The sequence below is a fragment of the Brevibacillus sp. LEMMJ03 genome, from assembly GCF_007197875.1.
Classification (GTDB): domain Bacteria; phylum Bacillota; class Bacilli; order Brevibacillales; family Brevibacillaceae; genus Brevibacillus; species Brevibacillus thermoruber.
In genome coordinates, this window is sequence record NZ_VKJN01000017.1 from 56,243 (window position 1) to 75,948 (window position 19,706).

21 protein-coding genes and 1 pseudogene are annotated in these 19,706 nt (G+C 59.0%); 7 read left to right on the forward strand and 15 right to left on the reverse strand.

Translation table 11 applies throughout. The features are described from left to right. Positions 1–11 precede the first annotated feature (11 nt). Complete coding sequence (locus tag FOI68_RS18650) at positions 12–1,211, forward strand: CynX/NimT family MFS transporter (RefSeq protein ID WP_143864004.1); 1,200 nt, start codon at positions 12–14, stop codon at positions 1,209–1,211. Between the two features lie 70 nt (positions 1,212–1,281). On the opposite strand, the gene purN is transcribed toward FOI68_RS18650, so the two are convergent. The 8 genes from purN to FOI68_RS18690 all read right to left on the reverse strand — a co-directional run bounded on the left by purN (position 1,282) and on the right by FOI68_RS18690 (position 8,872). Next, the gene (purN, locus tag FOI68_RS18655) at positions 1,282–1,893 is read right to left on the reverse strand and encodes a phosphoribosylglycinamide formyltransferase (RefSeq protein WP_143864005.1); all 612 of its coding nucleotides are present in this window, start codon (positions 1,891–1,893) and stop codon (positions 1,282–1,284) included. Beyond that, on the reverse strand, positions 1,887–2,927 hold the full coding sequence (gene purM, locus FOI68_RS18660) for a phosphoribosylformylglycinamidine cyclo-ligase (protein ID WP_143864006.1): 1,041 nt from the start codon (positions 2,925–2,927) through the stop codon (positions 1,887–1,889). Before purM ends, purN begins: the two co-directional genes overlap by 7 nt. Positions 2,928–2,940: 13 nt before the next feature. Further along, complete coding sequence (purF, locus tag FOI68_RS18665; RefSeq protein WP_044897753.1) at positions 2,941–4,359, reverse strand: amidophosphoribosyltransferase; 1,419 nt, start codon at positions 4,357–4,359, stop codon at positions 2,941–2,943. After that, on the reverse strand, positions 4,344–6,587 hold the full coding sequence (gene purL, locus FOI68_RS18670) for a phosphoribosylformylglycinamidine synthase subunit PurL (RefSeq protein WP_143864007.1): 2,244 nt from the start codon (positions 6,585–6,587) through the stop codon (positions 4,344–4,346). Before purL ends, purF begins: the two co-directional genes overlap by 16 nt. Beyond that, positions 6,568–7,260 (reverse strand): phosphoribosylformylglycinamidine synthase subunit PurQ, encoded by a 693-nt coding sequence (gene purQ, locus FOI68_RS18675; protein WP_029100822.1) that lies wholly within the window; start codon positions 7,258–7,260, stop codon positions 6,568–6,570. The genes purL and purQ overlap by 20 nt, the downstream gene beginning before the upstream one ends. A 3-nt stretch (positions 7,261–7,263) precedes the next feature. Further along, positions 7,264–7,512, reverse strand: a complete 249-nt coding sequence (gene purS, locus FOI68_RS18680; protein ID WP_029100823.1) for a phosphoribosylformylglycinamidine synthase subunit PurS — start codon at positions 7,510–7,512, stop codon at positions 7,264–7,266. After that, the gene (purC, locus tag FOI68_RS18685) at positions 7,505–8,224 is read right to left on the reverse strand and encodes a phosphoribosylaminoimidazolesuccinocarboxamide synthase (RefSeq protein WP_143864008.1); all 720 of its coding nucleotides are present in this window, start codon (positions 8,222–8,224) and stop codon (positions 7,505–7,507) included. The genes purS and purC overlap by 8 nt, the downstream gene beginning before the upstream one ends. Positions 8,225–8,680: 456 nt before the next feature. Then, a complete protein-coding gene (locus FOI68_RS18690; protein WP_029100825.1) occupies positions 8,681–8,872 on the reverse strand; it encodes a hypothetical protein in 192 nt (63 codons plus the stop codon). A 315-nt stretch (positions 8,873–9,187) separates the two neighbouring features. On the opposite strand from FOI68_RS18690, the gene FOI68_RS18695 reads away from it, so the two are divergent. From FOI68_RS18695 to FOI68_RS18705, 3 genes are all read left to right on the forward strand, one after another. Next, positions 9,188–10,387, forward strand: a complete 1,200-nt coding sequence (locus FOI68_RS18695; protein ID WP_143864009.1) for an iron-containing alcohol dehydrogenase — start codon at positions 9,188–9,190, stop codon at positions 10,385–10,387. 215 nt (positions 10,388–10,602) lie between these two features. Continuing rightward, positions 10,603–11,718 carry an aminopeptidase gene (locus FOI68_RS18700; RefSeq protein WP_029100827.1) on the forward strand — a complete coding sequence of 372 codons (1,116 nt, stop codon included), beginning with the start codon at positions 10,603–10,605 and terminating at the stop codon, positions 11,716–11,718. Positions 11,719–12,582: 864 nt separating this feature from the next. Then, positions 12,583–12,969 (forward strand): RidA family protein, encoded by a 387-nt coding sequence (locus FOI68_RS18705; RefSeq protein ID WP_081656628.1) that lies wholly within the window; start codon positions 12,583–12,585, stop codon positions 12,967–12,969. Between the two features lie 22 nt (positions 12,970–12,991). On the opposite strand, the gene FOI68_RS18710 is transcribed toward FOI68_RS18705, so the two are convergent. Next, positions 12,992–13,339, reverse strand: coding sequence for a hypothetical protein (locus tag FOI68_RS18710; protein WP_143864010.1), 348 nt, complete (start codon positions 13,337–13,339; stop codon positions 12,992–12,994). Positions 13,340–13,414: 75 nt separating this feature from the next. Between FOI68_RS18710 and FOI68_RS18715 the strand changes: the two genes are divergently transcribed. Beyond that, entirely contained in the window at positions 13,415–14,062 is a 648-nt protein-coding gene (locus tag FOI68_RS18715; RefSeq protein ID WP_143864011.1) for a VanZ family protein, read from the forward strand. 458 nt (positions 14,063–14,520) lie between these two features. Then, positions 14,521–15,102: a hypothetical protein gene (locus FOI68_RS18720; protein WP_143864012.1), complete on the forward strand. Its 582-nt coding sequence runs from the start codon at positions 14,521–14,523 to the stop codon at positions 15,100–15,102. Here the strand turns inward: FOI68_RS18720 and FOI68_RS18725 are convergent. Continuing rightward, complete coding sequence (locus FOI68_RS18725) at positions 15,071–16,306, reverse strand: MFS transporter (protein ID WP_143864013.1); 1,236 nt, start codon at positions 16,304–16,306, stop codon at positions 15,071–15,073. The two genes, FOI68_RS18720 and FOI68_RS18725, sit on opposite strands and share 32 nt — an antisense overlap. A 76-nt stretch (positions 16,307–16,382) precedes the next feature. On the opposite strand from FOI68_RS18725, the gene FOI68_RS18730 reads away from it, so the two are divergent. After that, positions 16,383–17,312, forward strand: a complete 930-nt coding sequence (locus FOI68_RS18730; protein ID WP_143864014.1) for a LysR family transcriptional regulator — start codon at positions 16,383–16,385, stop codon at positions 17,310–17,312. A 96-nt stretch (positions 17,313–17,408) separates the two neighbouring features. Here FOI68_RS18730 and FOI68_RS18735 read toward each other — a convergent pair whose 3' ends face one another. The 5 genes and pseudogenes from FOI68_RS18735 to FOI68_RS18755 form a co-directional block, all read right to left on the reverse strand. Then, positions 17,409–18,173: a hypothetical protein gene (locus tag FOI68_RS18735; protein WP_035298885.1), complete on the reverse strand. Its 765-nt coding sequence runs from the start codon at positions 18,171–18,173 to the stop codon at positions 17,409–17,411. Positions 18,174–18,186: 13 nt separating this feature from the next. After that, positions 18,187–18,657: a vWA domain-containing protein gene (locus FOI68_RS18740; RefSeq protein WP_238551020.1), complete on the reverse strand. Its 471-nt coding sequence runs from the start codon at positions 18,655–18,657 to the stop codon at positions 18,187–18,189. A gap of 52 nt (positions 18,658–18,709) precedes the next feature. Continuing rightward, positions 18,710–18,910 carry a hypothetical protein gene (locus FOI68_RS18745; protein WP_029100836.1) on the reverse strand — a complete coding sequence of 67 codons (201 nt, stop codon included), beginning with the start codon at positions 18,908–18,910 and terminating at the stop codon, positions 18,710–18,712. Positions 18,911–18,943: 33 nt separating this feature from the next. Next, positions 18,944–19,144, reverse strand: coding sequence for a hypothetical protein (locus tag FOI68_RS18750; RefSeq protein WP_143864015.1), 201 nt, complete (start codon positions 19,142–19,144; stop codon positions 18,944–18,946). Positions 19,145–19,275: 131 nt separating this feature from the next. Continuing rightward, positions 19,276–19,706, reverse strand: a pseudogene (locus FOI68_RS18755) (VWA domain-containing protein); the annotation flags it as partial.

The following is a 19,706-nucleotide window of genomic DNA, read 5'->3' on the forward strand; positions in this document are numbered from 1 at the left end:
GGAATCCTCTCATGACCAATCGTGAAGACATCGCTTCCCGTCCTCTGCCGGCGGGAAACATACTTCTTGTCGCGGGCATCATTCTCGTCGCCTTCAACCTGCGCCCCGCCCTCACCTCCGTGGGGCCGCTGATCGGCTCCATCCGAACGGATACGGGCCTGTCCGGCGGCATGGCGGGTTTTTTGACCACGCTGCCGCTCATCGCCTTTGCCGTCCTGTCTCCGCTCGCTCCGAAGATCGCGGAGCGTTACGGGAATGAACGGACCATCTGGGCGGGACTGTGCGCCTTGATCGTCGGCATCGTCCTCCGCTCGCTCGGGGGGACCGCCGCGTTATTTGCCGGAACGGCCTTGATCGGCTTGGGGATCGCCATCTGCAACGTGCTGCTGCCGGGGCTTGTCAAGCAGCGGTTTCCGGACAAGGTCGGGCTTATGACGAGCGTGTACACCACCGCGATGGGCACTTTCGCCGCGCTGGCGTCCGGTCTCAGCGTCCCGCTTGCCCAGGCACTGCATCTCGGATGGCAGGGAGCGCTGGCCGGCTGGTCCCTGCTGGCCCTCATCGCCCTGGTTGTTTGGCTGCCGCAGCTTCGTTCTTCCGGCCGATTCGCCCGCGACCAGGGCAAAACGTCCGCCAACGGCCGGCTCTGGCGTTCGCCGATGGCCTGGCAGGTTACCGTTTTCATGGGATTGCAGTCGTTTGCATTCTACTGCACCATTGCCTGGCTGCCGGAAATTTTGCATCACCACGGCATGAGCGTCTCGACAGCGGGCTGGATGCTCTCCATCCTGCAGTTTGTCAGTCTGCCCGCCACATTTCTGGCGCCGGTGCTGGCCTCCCGCCTGCCCAACCAGTCGGGCATGGCCTTGGTGATCGGCCTTTTCTTTCTGGCCGGATTCGGCGGGCTGCTGGGCGGCGGAAACAGCTTGCTGCTCTTTGGATCGCTTGTGCTGCTCGGCATCGGGCTGGGGGCCAGCATCAGCCTGGCGCTGACGATGATCGTCCTGCGAACAACTAACACGCATCAGGCTTCCGCGTTATCCGGCATGTCGCAATCCTTCGGTTATTTGCTGGCCGCCGGCGGGCCGATCCTGATCGGGATTCTCTACGATTGGACCCGTTCGTGGACGCTCCCTCTGGTGACGCTGCTGGCGGTCAGCCTGCTGATGACGATCGCCGGGATCGGAGCGGGACGCAGCAAATACGTATAAGGCCCCTGCGGCACGAAGCAAACAACGGCCCTCCGCCACGGGAATCGTTCCCGCCGCAGAGGGCCGCTTATTACTTCTCCAGCCGCACGTGCCGGCCGTCCAGCCTCATCCGGCCGGCGAGCAGTTGTCCGATCACGTCGACCAGCAGTTCGTGCTCCACTTCATGGATCCGGGCGGCGAGACTTTCTGCCGTATCCGTCTCGTGCACCGCCACGGGAACCTGCGCGATGATCGGCCCGGTATCCAGGCCGGCATCGACGACATGTACCGTTACCCCCGTTATCTTTACCCCGTAGGCGAGTGCCTGCCCGATCGCATCCTTGCCGGGAAAGGCCGGAAGCAGCGAGGGATGCAGGTTGATGATCTGTCCTTCGTAGGCGGACAAGAGCGTCGGCCCCACCAGCCGCAAGTACCCGGCCAGCACGACCAGCGCGACGTCCCGCCTGCGCAGCTCGGCGACGATCTTTGTCTCAAACGCCGCCTTTCCCGGATACGCTTTCGGCTCAAACGCGAACGCTTCCACGCCCAATCGCTCCGCCCGCTCCAGCACCTTGGCTCCCGGCTTGTCGCAGACGAGCAGCGCCACTTCCGCGCCCTCCAGCCGGCCGCTTCTCGTCGCCTGCACGATCGCTTCAAAATTGGAACCGCTGCCCGAGGCAAAAATGGCTATCCGTTTCACCACGCCACCCCGTTGTACACGACTTTCCGCTCGCCCGCCCGGATCTGGCCGATCAGGTACGGCTGCTCGCCTAATTGCTGCAGCGTGCCGATCACGTCGACGACGTCGTCCTGCTTGACGACCAGCACCATCCCGATGCCCATGTTGAACGTGCGGTACATGTCGGCCGGGGCGATGCCGCCCGCCTCCTGCACCAGACGGAAGATCGGCAGCACCGGCCAGGAACCGACGTCGATCACCGCCTGCGTTCCTTCGGGCAGGACGCGGGGAATGTTTTCCGTGAAGCCGCCGCCGGTGATGTGGGCCATCGCCTTGATCTCGAAAGACTGGAGCAGCGAAAGGATCGGCTTGACGTAAATCCGGGTCGGCGTCAGCAGCTCTTCCCCCAGCGTTTTGCCGAGCGCGTCCACGTGGTCGTGCAGCGACATTCCCCGATCCGCCAGCAGCACTTTGCGCACGAGGGAAAAGCCGTTGCTGTGCACGCCGCTGGAGGCGAGCCCCACCAGCACGTCGCCCGGCTGCACACCAGCACCGGTAATCAGCTTCTCTTCGTCCGCGACACCGACGGTAAACCCGGCGATGTCGTACTCGCCTTCCGCGTACATGCCCGGCATTTCCGCCGTCTCGCCGCCGATCAGCGAGCAGCCGGCCTGGGCGCAGCCGTCGGCGATGCCCTTGACGATCGCCTCGATCTTTTCCGGAATCACTTTGTCGCAGGCCAGGTAATCGAGGAAAAAGAGCGGTTCCGCTCCCTGCACGACCACGTCGTTGACGCACATCGCCACGGCGTCGATGCCGATCGTGTCGTGTTTGTCCATGGCAAACGCGAGCTTTAGCTTGGTGCCCACGCCGTCCGTGCCGGAGACGAGCACCGGTTTTTTGTACCGGGACGCATCCAGGCGAAACAGCGCGCCAAATCCGCCCAAATCGGTCAGCACTTCGGGACGGAACGTCCGCTTCACATGCTTTTTCATCCGCTCTACCGCTTCGTTGCCCGCCTCGATGTCGACGCCTGCTTGCTTGTATGCTTCGCTCATGGTTTCTCCCCTCTTAACACTTGTCTGCCGGCAGTGCCGCCTCAAATTCGATCTCCGTGGGATACTGGCCGGTGAAGCAGGCCAGGCAGTGGCCTTTGTTGGGAGCCGCGTCCGTGCGGCCGATCGCTTCGATCATGCCCTCCACCGACAAAAACGCCAGCGAGTCCGCGCCGATGATGCGGCGAATCTCTTCGACCGTTTTGGTGGAGGCGATCAGTTCGTCCCGGGTGGACGTGTCGATGCCGTAGAAGCAGGGATTCTTCACCGGCGGCGAACTGACCCGCACGTGCACTTCCCGGGCCCCCGCTTCGCGCAGCATGCGGACGATGCGGCTGCTGGTGGTGCCGCGGACGATCGAGTCGTCGATCATCACCACCCGCTTGCCTTCCACCACCTTGCGCACGGCAGACAGCTTCAGGTGAACGGCGCGTTCCCGCAACTCCTGCGTCGGCTGGATAAAGGTGCGTCCCACGTAGCGGTTCTTGATCAACCCGATCTCGTAGGGGATGCCGGTCGCCTCCGCGAAGCCGATGGCCGCCGAGATGCTGGAATCGGGCACGCCCGTCACCACGTCGGCCTCCACCGGCGCCTCCAGCGCGAGCTGCTTGCCCAGCCGCTTGCGGGCCATGTGCACGTTGATCCCGTCGATGTCGCTGTCCGGCCGGGCGAAGTAGATGTACTCAAACGTGCAGATGGAGCGGACGGTTTTGTCCGTAAACGTCGTCTCGCGGATGCCGTCCTCGTCGATGACGATCAGCTCGCCCGGCTGGACGTCGCGCCAATACTCGGCGCCGATGATGTCAAAAGCGCACGTCTCGGATGCCACGCAGACGGCGTCGCCCAGACGGCCGAGGGACAGCGGACGCAGCCCGTTCGGGTCGAGCGCGATGATGAGCTGCCGCTCGTTCATCACCAAGAGCGCGTATGCCCCCTTGATGTGCTGTAGCGCTTCCTTGACCGCTTCCGCCAGGTCCCGGCTTTGCGAACGGGCGATCAGGTGGGCGATCACTTCGGTGTCGCTCGTCGTCTGGAAAATGGAGCCCTTGGCCTCCAGCTCTTTTCGCAGCACGGAGGCGTTGACCAGGTTGCCGTTGTGGGCGACGGCCATGCTGCCGTGGGCGTAGCGGAAAAAGAGCGGCTGCGCGTTTTCGATCTTGCTCGCCCCGGCCGTGGTGTAGCGCGTGTGGCCGATGGCGATGTGGCCGCGAAACTTCTCCAGGTCGCCCTTGCCAAACGCCTCCGATACCAGCCCCATGCCGCGGTGTTTGTACCACTTTTCGCCGTCGGAGGCGCAGATGCCCGCGCTCTCCTGGCCGCGGTGCTGCAGGGCGTGCAGCCCCAGGTAGGTCAGCGGGGCCGCTTCCCCGTGGTTGTAGATGCCAAAGACGCCGCACTCTTCGTTCAGTTTGTCCCAGATCAACCGATCAAACATGGAATCGCATCCTTCCAAGCGGCTTTCAAGTCGGCAAGCGGCGCATGGATGACTTCCGTTTCGTTGACGTTCACCACCAGTCGCTCGCCGCCGGTCGTTCCGATCACCTGTGCCGGCACACCCCGTGCCTTTGCCAGCGCCAGAACGGCGTCCGTTTGTTCCTGCGCGACGCTGAGCAGAATGCGCGACTGCGACTCGCTGAACAGCAGCACGTCGCTGCGCAGGTCGGACTGCAGCGAGACGGCTGCGCCGATCCCGTTGCCGAAGCACGATTCCGCCAGCGCGACGCCGAGTCCTCCTTCCGACAGGTCGTGCGCCGATTTCACCAGCCCCTGGCGGATGGCGTCGAGCACCAGCTTCTGCACAGCCGCTTCCTTGGCCAGGTCAAGCTGCGGCGGTCGGCCGGAGATGGAGCCGGTCGCCCACTTTTGATACTCGCTGCCGCCCAGTTCGGCGTAGGTCTCGCCGAGGAGAATGATGGCGTCCCCTTCGGCCTGGAAATCCTGGGTGGTGATGTGGTCGACGTCCGCGATCAGGCCGACCATGCCGACGGTCGGCGTCGGGTAGATGGCGTCGCCGCTGCGTTCGTTGTAAAACGACACGTTGCCGCCGATGACCGGCGTATTCAGCGCGAGGCAGGCTTCGCTCATGCCGTCGACCGCTTTTTCAAACTGCCAGAACACCTCCGGCTTCTCGGGGTTGCCGAAGTTGAGGCAGTCGGTGATCGCCAGCGGCTCCGCGCCGGAGCAGACCACGTTGCGCGCCGCTTCGGCCACGGCGATCGCGCCGCCCACCTGCGGGTCGAGGTAGACGTAACGGCCGTTGCAGTCCGTGCTCATCGCCAGTGCCTTGCGGGTGCCGCGGATCATCACCACGGCCGCGTCCGACCCCGGTTTGACCGCCGTGTTGGCGCGGACGATGTGGTCGTACTGCTCGTACACCCACGCCTTGTTGGCCACGGTCGGCTGGGCCAGCAGGGCTTTCAGGGTTTCGTTGACGTCGGCCGGCTCGGGGATGGCGGCCACCGGATCGACGTTGGCGTTCGCTTCGTAGTACGCGGGTACGGCCGACGGTCTGTAGTAGACCGGAGCGTCGTCCGCCAGGGTCTTCACCGGCACTTCCGCCACCACTTCGCCGTGGTGCAGCAGGCGCAGCATGCCGTCGTCCGTCACGCGGCCGACGACCGCCGAAGCCAGGCCCCACTTGTCAAAAATGGCGATCGCTTCCGCCTCCTTGCCCTTTTCCACGACGACCAGCATGCGCTCCTGGGATTCGGAGAGCATCATCTCGTAGGCGGACATGCCCGCCTCCCGCTGCGGCACCAGGTCGAGGTTCATCTCGATGCCGTTGCCCGCCTTGGAGGCCATCTCCGCACTGGAGCAGGTGAGACCGGCCGCGCCCATGTCCTGGATGCCGACGACGATGCCGGTGTCGATCAGCTCTAGGCAGGCTTCCAGCAGCAGTTTTTCCATGAACGGGTCGCCCACCTGCACGGCCGGCCGCTTTTTCTCCGACTCGTCGTTCAATTCCTCGGAGGCGAACGTCGCGCCGTGGATGCCGTCCCGGCCGGTGCTGGCGCCCACGTAGATGACCGGGTTGCCGACGCCGGTCGCCACCCCTTTTTGAATCTTGTCGTGGTCAATCAGGCCGACGCACATCGCGTTCACCAGCGGGTTGCCCTCGTAGGTGGCGTCAAAGTTCACTTCCCCGCCCACGGTCGGGATGCCGATGCAGTTGCCGTAGCCGGCGATGCCCGCCACCACGTTTTCAAACAGGTATTTCACGCGCGGCGAGGTCAGTTCCCCGAAGCGCAGCGAGTTCAGGAGCGCCACCGGACGGGCGCCCATCGAAAAGACGTCGCGGATGATGCCGCCCACCCCGGTCGCCGCCCCTTGGTACGGCTCGATGGCGGAGGGGTGGTTGTGGCTTTCGATCTTGAAGACGACGGCCTGGTTGTCGCCGATGTCGACGATCCCGGCGCCTTCGCCCGGTCCCTGCAGCACGCGCGGCCCGCTGGTCGGGAAGCGGCGCAGCACCGGCTTGGAGTTCTTGTACGAGCAGTGCTCCGACCACATCACGCTGTAGAGTCCCGTCTCTGTCCAGTTCGGCTTTCGGCCGAGGATGTCCACGACGCGCTGATACTCTTCGTCAGTCAGGCCGATCTCCCGGTACAGGCGCTGATCGGCGATTTGGTCGGCGGTCGGTTCGTTACGAGTGAGCTGTGACACTGTTGCGTTCCCTCCATGTCTTCAGAATCGAGGTAAACAGGCGCCGTCCGTCGGCGGAACTCATCCATTCGTGCACGGCCCGCTCCGGGTGGGGCATCATGCCGAGCACGTTGCCCCGTTCGCTGCAGATGCCGGCGATGTCGTCCAATGAGCCGTTCGGGTTTTCCCCTTCGTAGCGGAAGACGATCTGGTTGTTGGCCCGAAGCCGCGCCAGCGTCTCGTCGTCGCAGTAGTAGTTGCCTTCGCCGTGGGCGATCGGGATGCGGATGACTTCACCCGCCGCGTAGTCGCGGGTAAACGGCGTGTCGTTGTTGACCACGCGCAGCGGCGACAGCTTGCAGCGGAACTTGAGCGAACGGTTGCGGAGCAGGGCGCCCGGCAGCAGACCGACTTCGGTCAGGATCTGGAAGCCGTTGCAGATGCCCATCACCAGCTTGCCTTCCTCCGCTGCCTTGACCACCTGCTCCATCACCGGCGAAAACCGGGCGACCGCGCCGCAGCGCAGGTAGTCGCCGTAGGAAAAGCCGCCCGGCAGCAGGATGACATCGTAGGCGGAGAGGTCGGTCTGGGCGTGCCAGACGTAGTCCACCGGCACTCCCATCACGTCTTCAACGGCGTTGTACAAGTCGATGTCGGCGTTGGACCCGGGAAAGACGATTACGGCTACTCGCATGGCTCAGCCCTCCACGATGTCGAAGCGGTAGTCTTCAATCACGGTGTTGGCCAGCAGTTTTTCGCACATCGCGCGGACGCGCTCCTCCGCCTGCGCCCGGTCGGCCGTGTCCAGTTCCAGCTCCATGTACTTGCCGATACGCACGTCTTTCACTTCGTCAAATCCGAGGGTGTGCAGCGCTCCCTTGACCGCGTGTCCTTGCGGGTCGAGTACGCTTTGGCGCAGCGTCACGTATACAACAGCTTTACACATGTGCTTCTCCTCCCAATCGTTTCAGCATTTCCCGATACGCTTCTTCCACATGGCCGAGATCGCGGCGGAAGCGGTCCTTGTCCAGCTTCTCCATCGTCTCGGCATCCCAGAACCGGCACGTGTCCGGCGATATTTCATCCGCCAGGAGAATCTCTCCCTCCGGCGTGCGTCCAAACTCCAGCTTAAAGTCGACGAGAATCACGCCGCGCTTGCGCAGGTAGCCCTGCAGGACCTCGTTTACCTGCAGGCCGATTCGCTCCAGCACGGCCAGTTCGTCTTCGCCGGCGACTCCGAGCACCTTGATATGAGAGTAGTTGACCAGCGGATCGCCCAGTGCGTCGTCTTTATAGTAAAACTCCACGACCGGGTGCGGCAGGACCGTCCCCTCCGCCAATCCCAACCGCTTGGCCAGGGAACCGGCCGCGATGTTGCGGACGACCACTTCCAGCGGAATGATCTCCACTTTGCGGACCAACTGCTCCGTGGGCGACAGCAGGCGGATAAAGTGGTTGTCGATGCCCCGCTCTTTCAACAGTGAGAAAAAGATGGCGGTGATGCGGTTGTTCAGCTCACCTTTTCCGGCGATGGTGCCTTTCTTTTCCCCGTTGAACGCGGTGGCGTCGTCCTTGTACTCCACCCAGTATTGATCGGCTAAAGACGTACGATAGATGCGCTTTGCCTTGCCTTCATAGAGTTGTTCCCGTTTTTCCACTTCCGGAGTCACCTTCCCCGATCAAAAGGTTGCGTAACGCTTAATATTCACGAACATTTCAACTCCATTAAAACATAATCATACGCATTTATCAACGAAAATGAGCAGATTAACCTTCGACAAATGTTCGGGAATTTATGTAATATCCCTCGAGTTGACGATTACATCATTCGGCAAACAATCATGTGTGCCTTATTCTTTCCCTATGCGGGGACTTTCGGACTGCGCTCCGCCCTGCAGAGATAAGTGGGGCCAATCAGCGGCTGCCTGTCGCAGTAAAAGAGAAAAAGTCCGGATGCCCGGACTCTACAGGTACAATACGTGATGAAACTGGAAGAATCGTTTACGTTTACGCTTGCGCTTCAATCCCTGTCAGCCGAATGATTCCGGCTCATGTCGTTTACGCGCATAAACGCATGCAGACAAGCCCTTCTTTTCACAAGAAGGGCGTTGTGTTCACTCCGGCTCCAACCGCTCTTCGCGCATCTCGGCAATGGACTTCGCGTCACGGTGTTCTAGCGCTTCGCCGTACTGCAGCGGCTGTCTGATCTCCACCATCGGAGCGGCGTTTTCGTTTTCCAGCGGGCTCATCTCGGCAGGATCGCCGACATTTCGCATGGCGGGCGGAAACCGGTTTTCCGCAGTCATCCGCAGTCCCCTCCAGTCTTCATGGAATGCTGTTACGATGTAGGATGGCCAGCTTGCCGAAAAAAAATCCCGGAGATCCCTGTTTGCCACAGCCCACATGTATCCATTTTGCCGTCGCATCCCCGGCTCCTGAACGCATACCCTTATCCAGAAAAACCTCTCTCTCACGATGCATCGCCCTTCCCCGTCCTGCAGGGATAGGGAAACGCGCCGCAGCATGAGAGCCGTTGGGCGAATGCGCTCGGACTGCGGCGGCTTTCCTTTTTTGTGCTACACTGGTAGAGGGTAAATTTTTCAGGGAAAGGATGAGTCCGCATGTTTCCGTTTGAGGTGTTATTCCCGACCCGGATCTTCTTCGGCACCGGCGAAATCGCCCGGTTGGGGCGGGAAGCGAAAGCGCTCGGCCGCAAAGCGCTGCTCGTCACCGGCGGCCGTTCGTCCAAAAGGACCGGTCTGTTGGACCGCGTTCAGTCGCTGCTGGCGGAAGAACAAGTGGAGTACGTGCTGTTTGACAAGATAGAACCCAACCCGCGCACCACCACCGTGGACGAAGGAGCGGCGCTCGCCCGCGAACACGGATGCGACTTTGTAATCGCGCTCGGCGGCGGCTCGGTGATGGACGCCTCCAAAGCGATTGCGGCGGTGGCTCTCTCCGGCCGGCCGATCTACGATTACCTGCGCGGCAATCCCAGCGGCACGGCCAAAGAGCTGGTGCCCGTACAGGAAGCGCTCCCCCTGCTGACCGTGCCCACCGTGGCGGCGACCGGGTCGGAGGCGAACAACATCAGCGTGCTGACCCACTGGGAAAGCCACGAAAAATCGTCGATCAACGGCCCGGGGCTGTATCCAAAGGTGGCGATCCTCGATCCGGCGCTTACCTACACGGTGCCGCCACACGTCACCGCGGAAGCGTGCGCCGACATCTTCGCCCACCTGTTCGAATCGTACCTGATCAGCGCGGAAGGCACGCATGTGCAGGACGGCTTTACGGAGACGCTGATCCGACTGGTTGTGGAACACTCGCTTACGGCCATCCGCCAGCCCGATCACGAGGAAGCGCGCGCCACCCTGCTGTGGACGAGTACGCTGGCGATCAGCCCGTTTACCCTGTCGGGGCGCGGAGCCGGCTATCCGCTGCACGGCGTGGAGCACCCGCTGAGCGGCTATTACGACATGGCCCACGGGCGGGGATTGGCCATGTTGTCCCTGCCGTACTTTGAACAAGTGATTCTGCCCGACCGCCCGGAACGGCTGGCCCGCATGGGGCGTCAGTGCTTCGGGGTCACGGAGGCGGACGACCAAGCCGCCGCACGGGCTGCGATCCAGGCCGTCCGCAGCTGGTACGAAGCGATGGGCATCACACAGCGCCTCTCCGACTTTGGCGTCACGCGCGACGCCCTGCCGGAGCTGGCGCGGGAAGCGGTGCGCATCGGCGGACGGGGCGCCGGCCACCTGGCAAGCTCCCGGCCGCTGCATGAGCAGGATGTCATCGCCATCTACGAGGCGTGCCTGTGACTCCCGTGCGCAGCGGCCCGCCTCTCCTCCCGGACGCCGGCCTGTCCGGACGTTCGGGACGGCTGGGCCCGCTGTGAGCCCATCCAATCAGCAGGGGCAGCCTGAAACATACGGCTCCGCCATGCATGTGGCGGAGCTTGGTTGCATGTGTGCGGCGAAAAATCTATACTTGCAGATATAGTAAAAAAATTTTTACTAATGGAGGGTTCCAAACGATGGCAGATCCACGGATTAACGAACTGGCCAGCCGTCTCATCCGCTATTCGCTCAATTTGCAAAAAGGGGAAAAAGTGCTGATCGAAAATACCGGCCTGCAGGTGCCGCTGGTGCGGGCTCTCGTCCGCGAGGCGTTTGCCGTAGGCGCCCTCCCGCTGGTGACGCTGAAGGATCAGGAAGTGCTGCGGGCACTGATCCAGGGGACCAGCGAGGAGCACATGGAACTGTTCGCCAAGCACGAGCTGGCGCGCATGCAGGACGTCGACGCGTACATCGCGGTGCGCGCGTTTGAGAACATCAACGAGTTTTCCGACATCCCCGAAGAAAAGATGGGCCTCTACTCCCGCATTTTCTACAAACAGGTACACTTCGGCGAGCGAATCCCGAAAAAGCGCTGGGTCGTGCTGCGCTATCCCAACAAATCGATGGCGCAGTTGTCCAACATGAGTCTGGAAGGCTTTGAAGACTTCTACTTCTCCGTCTGCAACCTGGACTACGCGAAAATGTCCAAGGCGATGGACCCGCTCAAGGAACTGATGGAAAGGACCGACCGCGTCCGCATCGTCGGCCCGAAAACCGACCTGCGCTTCTCCATTAAAGGGATCCCGGCAATCAAGTGCGACGGCAAGCGGAACATCCCGGACGGCGAAGTGTACACCGCGCCGGTTCGCGACTCCGTGGAAGGCACGATTTACTTCAACACGCCGACCAACTACCACAGCACCTCGTTTACCGACGTGCAGCTTACGTTCAAGGAAGGCAAAATCGTCGAGGCGACCAGTTCCAACACCAAAGTGCTGAACGAAATCCTCGATACGGACGAAGGCGCCCGCTACATCGGCGAATTTGCCATCGGCTTCAACCCGCACATCCTGCATCCGATGCAGGACATCCTGTTCGACGAAAAAATCGCCGGCAGCTTCCACTTCACGCCGGGCAACGCCTACGACGTGGCCGACAACGGCAACCGCTCCTCCATCCACTGGGACATGGTGCAGATCCAGCGTCCGGAGTACGGCGGCGGCGAGATCTGGTTCGACGACGTCCTGATCCGCAAAGACGGCCGGTTTGTCCTGCCGGAACTGGAAGGGCTCAATCCGGAGAATTTGGTGTAAGCGTGTGAAAAAGGGCGTATGACCACGTATACGCACTCAAGAATAGGCTGAATCGCGAAGATCCGTTTACCGTTATATATGTGGTAGAACTGGAATAAACGCATAAGACCGCGGGTGCGCCTACACCTACGGTCTGCACAATAGACGTTCCCACAAGGGGACGGCTCGATTGCTGGAGAAGTAGATCACTGAGTTGCAGAGCGCAAGGGTGATCTGCTTCTTTTTTACGCCTCCTGTTTTTTTCGAGCAGGGGGCGTGTTTTTTCCGACGTAACCCCAAGCACTTCCCCCGTTACTGCCTCTCGGTTGGGAATACGAAGCTGTTGGTCTCCTGATCCCATCCAATGCCATGCTTCGGATGGGATTGGCATCCAACCCCAAACTTCACCCACTTTACATCTGGGACTCACTTATGTGGATACCCACCCATAATCCAGGAAAACGGAATTTTCCCGCAGATTACGGCCTTAATTACCATGGTGTCACAATTGTCCAGGATGGTGGCGCTGCTCTCCTCAGGGACATCTGTCTTTCCTGGTGCACCCTGTTCTCCCTTGCTCCACAGACCTTTCAGCTTAAAGGTGCATACACTCACTCAAGCAGCGAAAGAATTGAGGAAGGTGGTTATGAAAAAATACGATGCGATAGGACTGAATTAACTAAGCTACTAAAAGATTTAGCAAACCTCGCTGATAGAGCTTTAACAGATGGTTACTGTATTTTGCACATAGGAATTTAACATATTGAGCATTTTGTAATTACCTGCGTCTGATTCATCCAGATTCCTCCTTGTCACACATAATGTTGTGTTAAACCCTTCATATATATGGTATAATCCCCTAATAATTGGTTAGGAGGTATCAATTTGAAAGTTATACGAAAAAATCCAGACAATGTAGCACCTCCGATTGGAGTTTATACACATCTTTCAATTATCCCAAGAGATGCGGATTTACTCGTTCTGTCCGGGCAGGTTGGAACAGACTTGGATGGAAATATACCAGAAAATGTTGAAGAACAACTAAGAAACGCATTTAACAATGTGACGCGTATTTTAAGTAGTGAAGGTGTAACGTGTGAAGGAATAATCAAAATAAATATTTGGCTAACGGAAACAATTGATCGGGAGAAATTTCTGGCGTTGTGGAACGAATTCCATGACGGGAATCCACCTGCAACGACCATGGCCTATGTTTCAGCTTTAGCTCAACCCCACATAAAGGTTGAAGTGGAAGCATGGGCAGCACGCTGATGAATCGGCGGCTTGATGCCGCCTACATTGGTGTCTCCTTCGAGAAACCGTCGAACTGCTTCGTCTTCCTGGCGGTCACTCTACTTCCCGTATACACGGCCGGTTTAAATTGCACCAGTTCTTTACGCCATATATCGTCCACGTCGCGATGCCAGCCTATCAGCAGATTCGGTACGTCGGCTTCAAGCAGGTTCTTGGTGTATCGAGCAACATTGGTCGCTTTGGAAACGCCGGTGGCGTGCCGCATAAGCAGGTCGAGCTCCCTGCCAGCGCGACCGCGCTCCATGAACGTGCCCATCGTTGTCTTGATCGCTAACCTCGATACAAGTACATGGTCACGAGCCTTGCGCATCCTTCCATTATTTTTCATTTATGATATGATTTTCTTTGTGAATGCACCAGATGTCGAAGCTCACGCATAACCCGGTAAAGGAGAGGGCAACCCGTGCTGCTGTTTGAAGGTTCACCGTTTTACATAGGAATGGCTGTCATCTTGCTGTCTATGTTGATTCTGAAGGTTGCCCGGAAAAAGAGGTACCCCTTTTTGCTGTTCTATTTTGTCTTTTGCGTCTACGTGCTGCATGTCCTCAAGTATACGTTGTTTCCCATTCCCGTTGATCCTCGCGTAATTGCGATACACGCCGGACCCACCATCGATTTTTCAAAAGGAATCAACCTGATTCCGTTCAGCGACAGCTCCATGCGGAATGGATTTGATCGCGAAATGTTGCTGAACGTGCTGCTGACGATCCCTTTCGGATTCGGCATTCCTTTTCTTACGCGCATTCATCTGAAAAAATTGGTTCTTGTCGGTTTGACAGTGGGGGTCACCATTGAACTGTTGCAGTTGTTTCTTTCGCTCATGCTAGGGTTTCCGTATCGGTACGTGGATATCAATGACGTTATCCACAACTTCACGGGCGTACTGTTCGGCTTTCTGCTGTTCAAGATATTTGCCTGGCTGTTTACCGTTTCGGTGGAAAGGGTAAAGCTCCCGCCGAATGCGCTGCTTGCATACATGCATGAAGTCTGTTCGCGTTCAGGCACAAACACGCGGAAAGAGAACGCTGACAGCTCGTCCATCGATTGCTGATGCATGAGCTAGGTCACAACGTCAAAGACAGGAGGGTACTTCACTTTGCCGCTACGATCGTTCAGCGAGCCCTTCTTGATTTCATAGACCATGAACACTTCATCAGGTACCGGGAATGGCGGCTCAATTCCTTTGGTCTTTGCAGGTTGAAAACCGAACCTGGGGTAATAGTTCGTTTTCTCTTTGGAAAGCTAGCGTATGCACGTCTCTTATGGCAGCCGCATCCCCATGTTGTTCTGGTCGAATGGTGAACAAGTGAATGACTCCCCTTTACATGATTCGTTTATCGAGCAACTTCCATTTTATCCCTGTTTTAGAGAATACACAATTTACTTGTTTTTTCTGCTGCGAACATTACAACTTCGTAAGAAAACGGAAAGGAAAATCGATTTGCGAAACCGCCCGTCCCTGCTACGATAGTGGAGGATCATGACTGTCGAGCTTGGAGGAACACCGGTATGAAAAAATGGCGGAGACTAGTGGTTTCCCTGGTCGTCATCCTGGCGGCCGGATGCGCTGATTCGCCCGATGACGTACAGGGCCTGACAAAGGAGGAAGCGGCCTACATCGCGCAGACAGCCGTCAGGCAGTATTTTCACGTGGACGTCGACACCCGCGAGCGGAACATCACGCTGGAAGACCCGGCTGAGAGGGCCGAAGACGGCGCGTGGTCGCCCATATACAGAGGGGTGCCCGTTCACGCCATCCTGACCCGGGAGGCGCAAGCGGGCGAGATCGCGGGGGTTCACGCCGTCATCGACCCCAAAACCAGGCAGGTGCTCTCCCTGTCCATCGACGTCATCGGACCGGACGGGCAGCAGAGGACCAGCAGCCTGAACGAAGCGGAGCTGGAGCGAAAAGCAGCGGAATTCGTACGCACCGAAAAGCTGCTGACTCCCTCTGCCATCCGGTTCGTCAGGGCGTCGGCTGACGACCCGGAGACGAGCAGGCGCTTCTTCTATTACACCGACGGCCTGAAAACCATCGCGGTCGGCGTCGACACCGCGCTCAACCAGGTGGTGACCTTCGCCTACGATTAACGGCTGAACGGGCTGCGCTCACCTGGCCGGATTCCGCTCCAGCCGCCCGATCAGCACGCACGCGCAGAAACCCGCCGCGCCGTACACCATCCACGGCCACACCTCGCCGCCCTGGTCCATCAACCAGGCGCCGGCGTAATTGCCCACCGTTCCGCCCACTGCCCAGGACAGGCTTGTACATCCCGAAGTACGCGCCCGCATCCTCGCCTTCCGTAAAATCGGCAATGGCCAGGTCGGAGCCGGGCAGCACCATGGTCTCCCCCAGGGTAAACAGCAGCATGCAGAGCAGCAGCCAGACGAGCGGCGCGCCGGGAACCAGCGGCACGAGACAGAAGCTGAGCCCCAGCCACCAGAGGCCGGTTCGCACCACCTGCAGCGGAGGCCGCCGCTCGATAAAGCGGCGCAAAAGAAACATCAGCACGACACCAGACGTCCCGTTGACCACGAACAGCGCGCTGACCCACCGCTCCTCCCCGCTGATCCGCATCATTTCCAGCGGAAACGAAACGGACAACTGCGTGTATATCGCCCAAAACAGGACCATGATGCAGGTGAACCGCACGAATCGGCTGTCTCCCCACAGGCGGCTCATGCTTTCCCGCACGCGTTTTTCCGTCCGGACTGTCCAGTAATGGCGGCGGTAATACCAGAGCAGGGCGGCCATGACAAAAAAGACGACGCCTCCCCAGTAAAACGGCAGGGTGGGGTCGACGGCAATCAGCGCGGCGCCGGCCAGCGGACCCAGCACCGCGCCCGCATTCAGCGCCTGATTGTACAGCGTAAACGCCCGCTTTCGCTGCCGCTCCGGCTGCCCGGCAAACACGGCGCTGACCGACGGATCGTACCAGGCGCTGCCGATCCCCACGAACGCGGAGGCGGCAAAGACCCAGCCAAACCAGCCGCTCTGCGCCAGGCCGACAAACCCCAGCCCCCGCAGCAGCACGCCCGTCACCAGGTTGCGGCTGTGGCTGAGCCGGTCGCCGACCATTCCCGTCGCGAGCGGCAGCAGCCGCGCGCACAGGAGCTGCACCGTCAGCACGCTGCCCACCTGCCAGGCGGACAAGTGCAGGGTGTGCGTCAGGTAGACCGCCAAAAACGGCACGACGGCAAAACTGCCGACATTCATCAAAAACGTGGCGGCGAGCAGGACGCGGACCGGTGTGCCCAACCGCTCCTGCTGCCGTTCCGTTGCGTGTGCCTCCATCCCTCTCCCCTCCTTTCTGGTTCCATTATCCAGGGAGAGGGCTCATGATTACAAATCACTTGATTTTATAAAAGTCATGACAAATAATCATGATATGGAACTGAAGGATCTGGAGACGTTTGTCACTGTCGTCAAGTGCGGAAGCATCACCTGCGCCGCCGACGTGCTGCACGTCACGCAGCCGGGCGTCAGCCGGCGCATTGACCGCCTGGAGAACGCGCTGGGCTGCACGTTGTTCGAGCGCGTCGGCAATCACCTGCTGTTGACCAAGGAGGGAAAAACGCTGCTGCCTCACGCCGAGACCGTTTTGGGCAGCGTCCGCGACCTGCGGGCGGCCGTGGACGCGGAAAAAGGCGGATGGACGACCGCCTGCATCGCCATGTCCGCCACCTTGGCGGAAACGCCGTTTACCGACAGGCTGAAAGAGCTGCGCGACCGCTTTCCCGCTCTGCGCCAACTGCACATCAAAATGGTCGGAAGCGCGGAGGTGAGCGAACTCGTCGCCGCAGGAGAAGCGGACGTGGGCTTCCGCTTCTTCCGGGACAAGGACGAGCGGCTCGAATACGTGCCGCTGGGCGAAGAACCGCTGGTGGTGATCCGGGCAGCGCACAGCCGTTGGTTTCCCGGCGAGGACGGCGGCGGAGAACCGCTCGCCCCGCTCTGCCTGAACGACATCCCGTGGATTGCCTTCCCGGCGCGAAAAGGCCCTTCCTCGCACATCACCGCGATGCTGGACCAATGGATCGAGGAGACGGGCATCCGGCCCGGGCTGCGGATCGACGCCGACTGTTTGGCTGCGCAGCAAAAACTGGTCCAGGCCGATTTCGGCATCGCCCTGCAGCCTGCCTCCAGCGTGCAGGAAGCGGTCGAACGGGGAAAGCTGCGGCTCGTCCCTCTGCCCGCCTTTCGCCTCACCCTGCCGATCTGTGCCGTGTACCGGAAAACGGCACCTCTTCGGGACATGCTTCAAAACGTGATCCGGTTGTTTCAGAAGCAGCCGGAATGACAGGCTTTCGCTCATGTTCGCTCATGTTCAAGGAGGCGGATCCTCCCCCTCCGACGCTGTCCGCTTCCTTGCACAGGGCGCCGCCTTTCACTACCGTCATCGTTCTGGTCTGGCGTCATACCAGTATCGAAAATAAGCGACTTGCTCATCTGACGTAAACGTCCATTGATCCCATACGCTGTGCTCTTCATTGGTCTCTTTGGCAATCACCGGACGGTATTCACCTGGCTGGAGAATGGTTTCAAGAGACTCAATGTGGCCCAATGGTTCCTTTCGGGCATTAAACACTTCAATCTTCAGTTGTACGTGCATCGGCTGATTCGTATAATTTTTCACCATAAACAGATTGCGGTAATCTTGATCGGAACAGTTCCGCCAACATGGTCTCGGGGCGGAAAACACCAGTTCAACACGAATCTTGCCATCCCTGATGTTCTCCTCCTTCTCAAACACTTTCGCCGCGCGATTCAACAGGTTTGCATATTCCCATTTGCCGCCCACAGGAAAAAGGAAAAAACAGAGAACAGACACGTGTGCGAAAAGAGCCAGCAGGAACAAGGAAACCGCTTTTGTATTGCGAACCGATTTTGGGGTTTTAAAGTGGGCAATGATTACAGATAACAGAAAAAAAACGCCCATCAGAAAAAGGACGACAATAGCAACCGCCGATTCCTGTAAGGAAAGAAAAAAAGGAAATCCATAAACGGAATGGAAATACCAATGAACTGCAAAAACGATCCCCACCATGGCAATGTACGAGAGCAGGCCGATGCGTTTCAATACACGCGACGATCGCATAAAACCAAAAACCAGAAGCAGTAGTGGAACTGATGAAAACAGGCAGACAATAAACATTTCCATATGACCATCTCCGTTATTGTGTTTGAGAACTGTATTGGATGTACTTGCGCCTGTCGATGCGGACCGCATCCGCTTCCGACAGCGCGTCCCGCTTCCACTTTTCCCCCTTCTCCGCAATCCCCCGGGCTCTCTCCAGCTCTGCCTGGAACTGCTCCTGATTCGTCACGTTTGCGTACAACCCTTCGGCCGCCTGGGCAATTTGCTTGAGCTGTTTCTTCCCATCGGCATTGACGTCGAACCCGATGACGTTCAGAAGAGGCATGATATGCGACCGGGAAAGCTCTTTGGCCGGGGCGATCGGATCGCCGTCGCACGTCTCGATCCCGTCACTGACCAGATCGATCACATTCTCCACTGTTGTAACCGACGCCCCCTCCCGCCGAATGGAGAACGTGCTTGGCGGCAGCCAGCGCATCGCCTTTATTTTGCGTGATCGCGTATACTTGGGCCGCTTCATTGGCTGCCGACTGCGCGACGATGACACACATGCCCGCTTCCCTCCTCCCTCGATCACACTGTTTCTAGCGTTGGCTGGACTAGGTTGACCCATGTTTCTTTTTGACGAAATTCAGGTGATTTCTCTTGATAAACGGCAGTGCGACCGCAAGAATCAGCAGCTCGAAGGGAAGATCCTTCCGGAAAATTGCCAGCAAAACGGTGGCGGGTACGATAAACGCGTAAAAGTAGATCATCATGAACTTCCAAAATCGCTGCCAGTTATGTACCTGCTTGGACATGCTACACACCTTCCATCCGCAATTGTTGGAGCATCATCGTTTCGCTTCCTTTCGACGAGGTTGTTCCATGGCCGACTGCTCCATATACGGGAAGAGAACCCAGGCTGCAATGAGACCGTACGGAATCCGCTCACCCAAAACCATGAAGAGACAAGAGAGCGGCAGGCAAATGCCATATACAAAGATCCCCAAAACGTTCAAGAACCGCTGCATCTTTTCTTCTTTTCCCGTCAAGACATCCCTCTCCTTTCATCTGGCGGATCGCGCCGAATCATATGACCATCTCTGTTACCATGCTTGAGAACTATACTGGAAAGATACGTTCAACAAATCCAAAAGTTTCCTTCAAACATGGCCAACCTGCTTCACTCCCCTCGGTATTTCTGCTCGATTTCCCCCCTCATCTCTTCATACGATTTCTCTGTCAGGTTCAACAGATAGGCCGTCAGCTCTTCCTTCGACCGGGTGACCAACGCCTCCCGCTCCTGCCGCATCCGGGTCAGGTACGTTTTTGCCTGGCTGCCGATCTTCCCGGTGGCGGCCAAATACTCGATCGCCGCCCCCACGTTCAGACTTTCCCGCCAGTTCTTTTCATACCAATCCCGGTCGTACCGGTCGATCCACTTGCGCCTGTCGATGCGGACCGCATCCGCTTCCGACAGCGCGTCCCGCTTCCACTTTTCCCACTTCTCCGCAATCTCCCGGGCTCTCTCCAGCTCTGCCTGGAACTGCTCCTGATTCGTCACGTTTGCGTACAACCCTTCGGCCGCCTGGGCAATTTGCTTGAGCTGTTTCT

Coding starts and splice junctions, on each gene's coding strand:
- purS (WP_029100823.1), bottom strand. CDS start 7,512: ATGTGTAAAGCTGTTGTATACGTGACGCTGCGCCAAAGCGTACTCGAC.
- FOI68_RS18650 (WP_143864004.1), top strand. CDS start 12: ATGACCAATCGTGAAGACATCGCTTCCCGTCCTCTGCCGGCGGGAAAC.
- FOI68_RS18745 (WP_029100836.1), bottom strand. CDS start 18,910: ATGTCCAAGCAGGTACATAACTGGCAGCGATTTTGGAAGTTCATGATG.
- FOI68_RS18690 (WP_029100825.1), bottom strand. CDS start 8,872: ATGACTGCGGAAAACCGGTTTCCGCCCGCCATGCGAAATGTCGGCGAT.
- FOI68_RS18710 (WP_143864010.1), bottom strand. CDS start 13,339: ATGAAAAATAATGGAAGGATGCGCAAGGCTCGTGACCATGTACTTGTA.
- purQ (WP_029100822.1), bottom strand. CDS start 7,260: ATGCGAGTAGCCGTAATCGTCTTTCCCGGGTCCAACGCCGACATCGAC.
- FOI68_RS18695 (WP_143864009.1), top strand. CDS start 9,188: ATGTTTCCGTTTGAGGTGTTATTCCCGACCCGGATCTTCTTCGGCACC.
- FOI68_RS18725 (WP_143864013.1), bottom strand. CDS start 16,306: ATGGAGGCACACGCAACGGAACGGCAGCAGGAGCGGTTGGGCACACCG.
- purF (WP_044897753.1), bottom strand. CDS start 4,359: ATGTTTGATCGGTTGATCTGGGACAAACTGAACGAAGAGTGCGGCGTC.
- FOI68_RS18735 (WP_035298885.1), bottom strand. CDS start 18,173: ATGGAAATGTTTATTGTCTGCCTGTTTTCATCAGTTCCACTACTGCTT.
- FOI68_RS18720 (WP_143864012.1), top strand. CDS start 14,521: ATGAAAAAATGGCGGAGACTAGTGGTTTCCCTGGTCGTCATCCTGGCG.
- purM (WP_143864006.1), bottom strand. CDS start 2,927: ATGAGCGAAGCATACAAGCAAGCAGGCGTCGACATCGAGGCGGGCAAC.
- FOI68_RS18730 (WP_143864014.1), top strand. CDS start 16,383: ATGACAAATAATCATGATATGGAACTGAAGGATCTGGAGACGTTTGTC.
- FOI68_RS18700 (WP_029100827.1), top strand. CDS start 10,603: ATGGCAGATCCACGGATTAACGAACTGGCCAGCCGTCTCATCCGCTAT.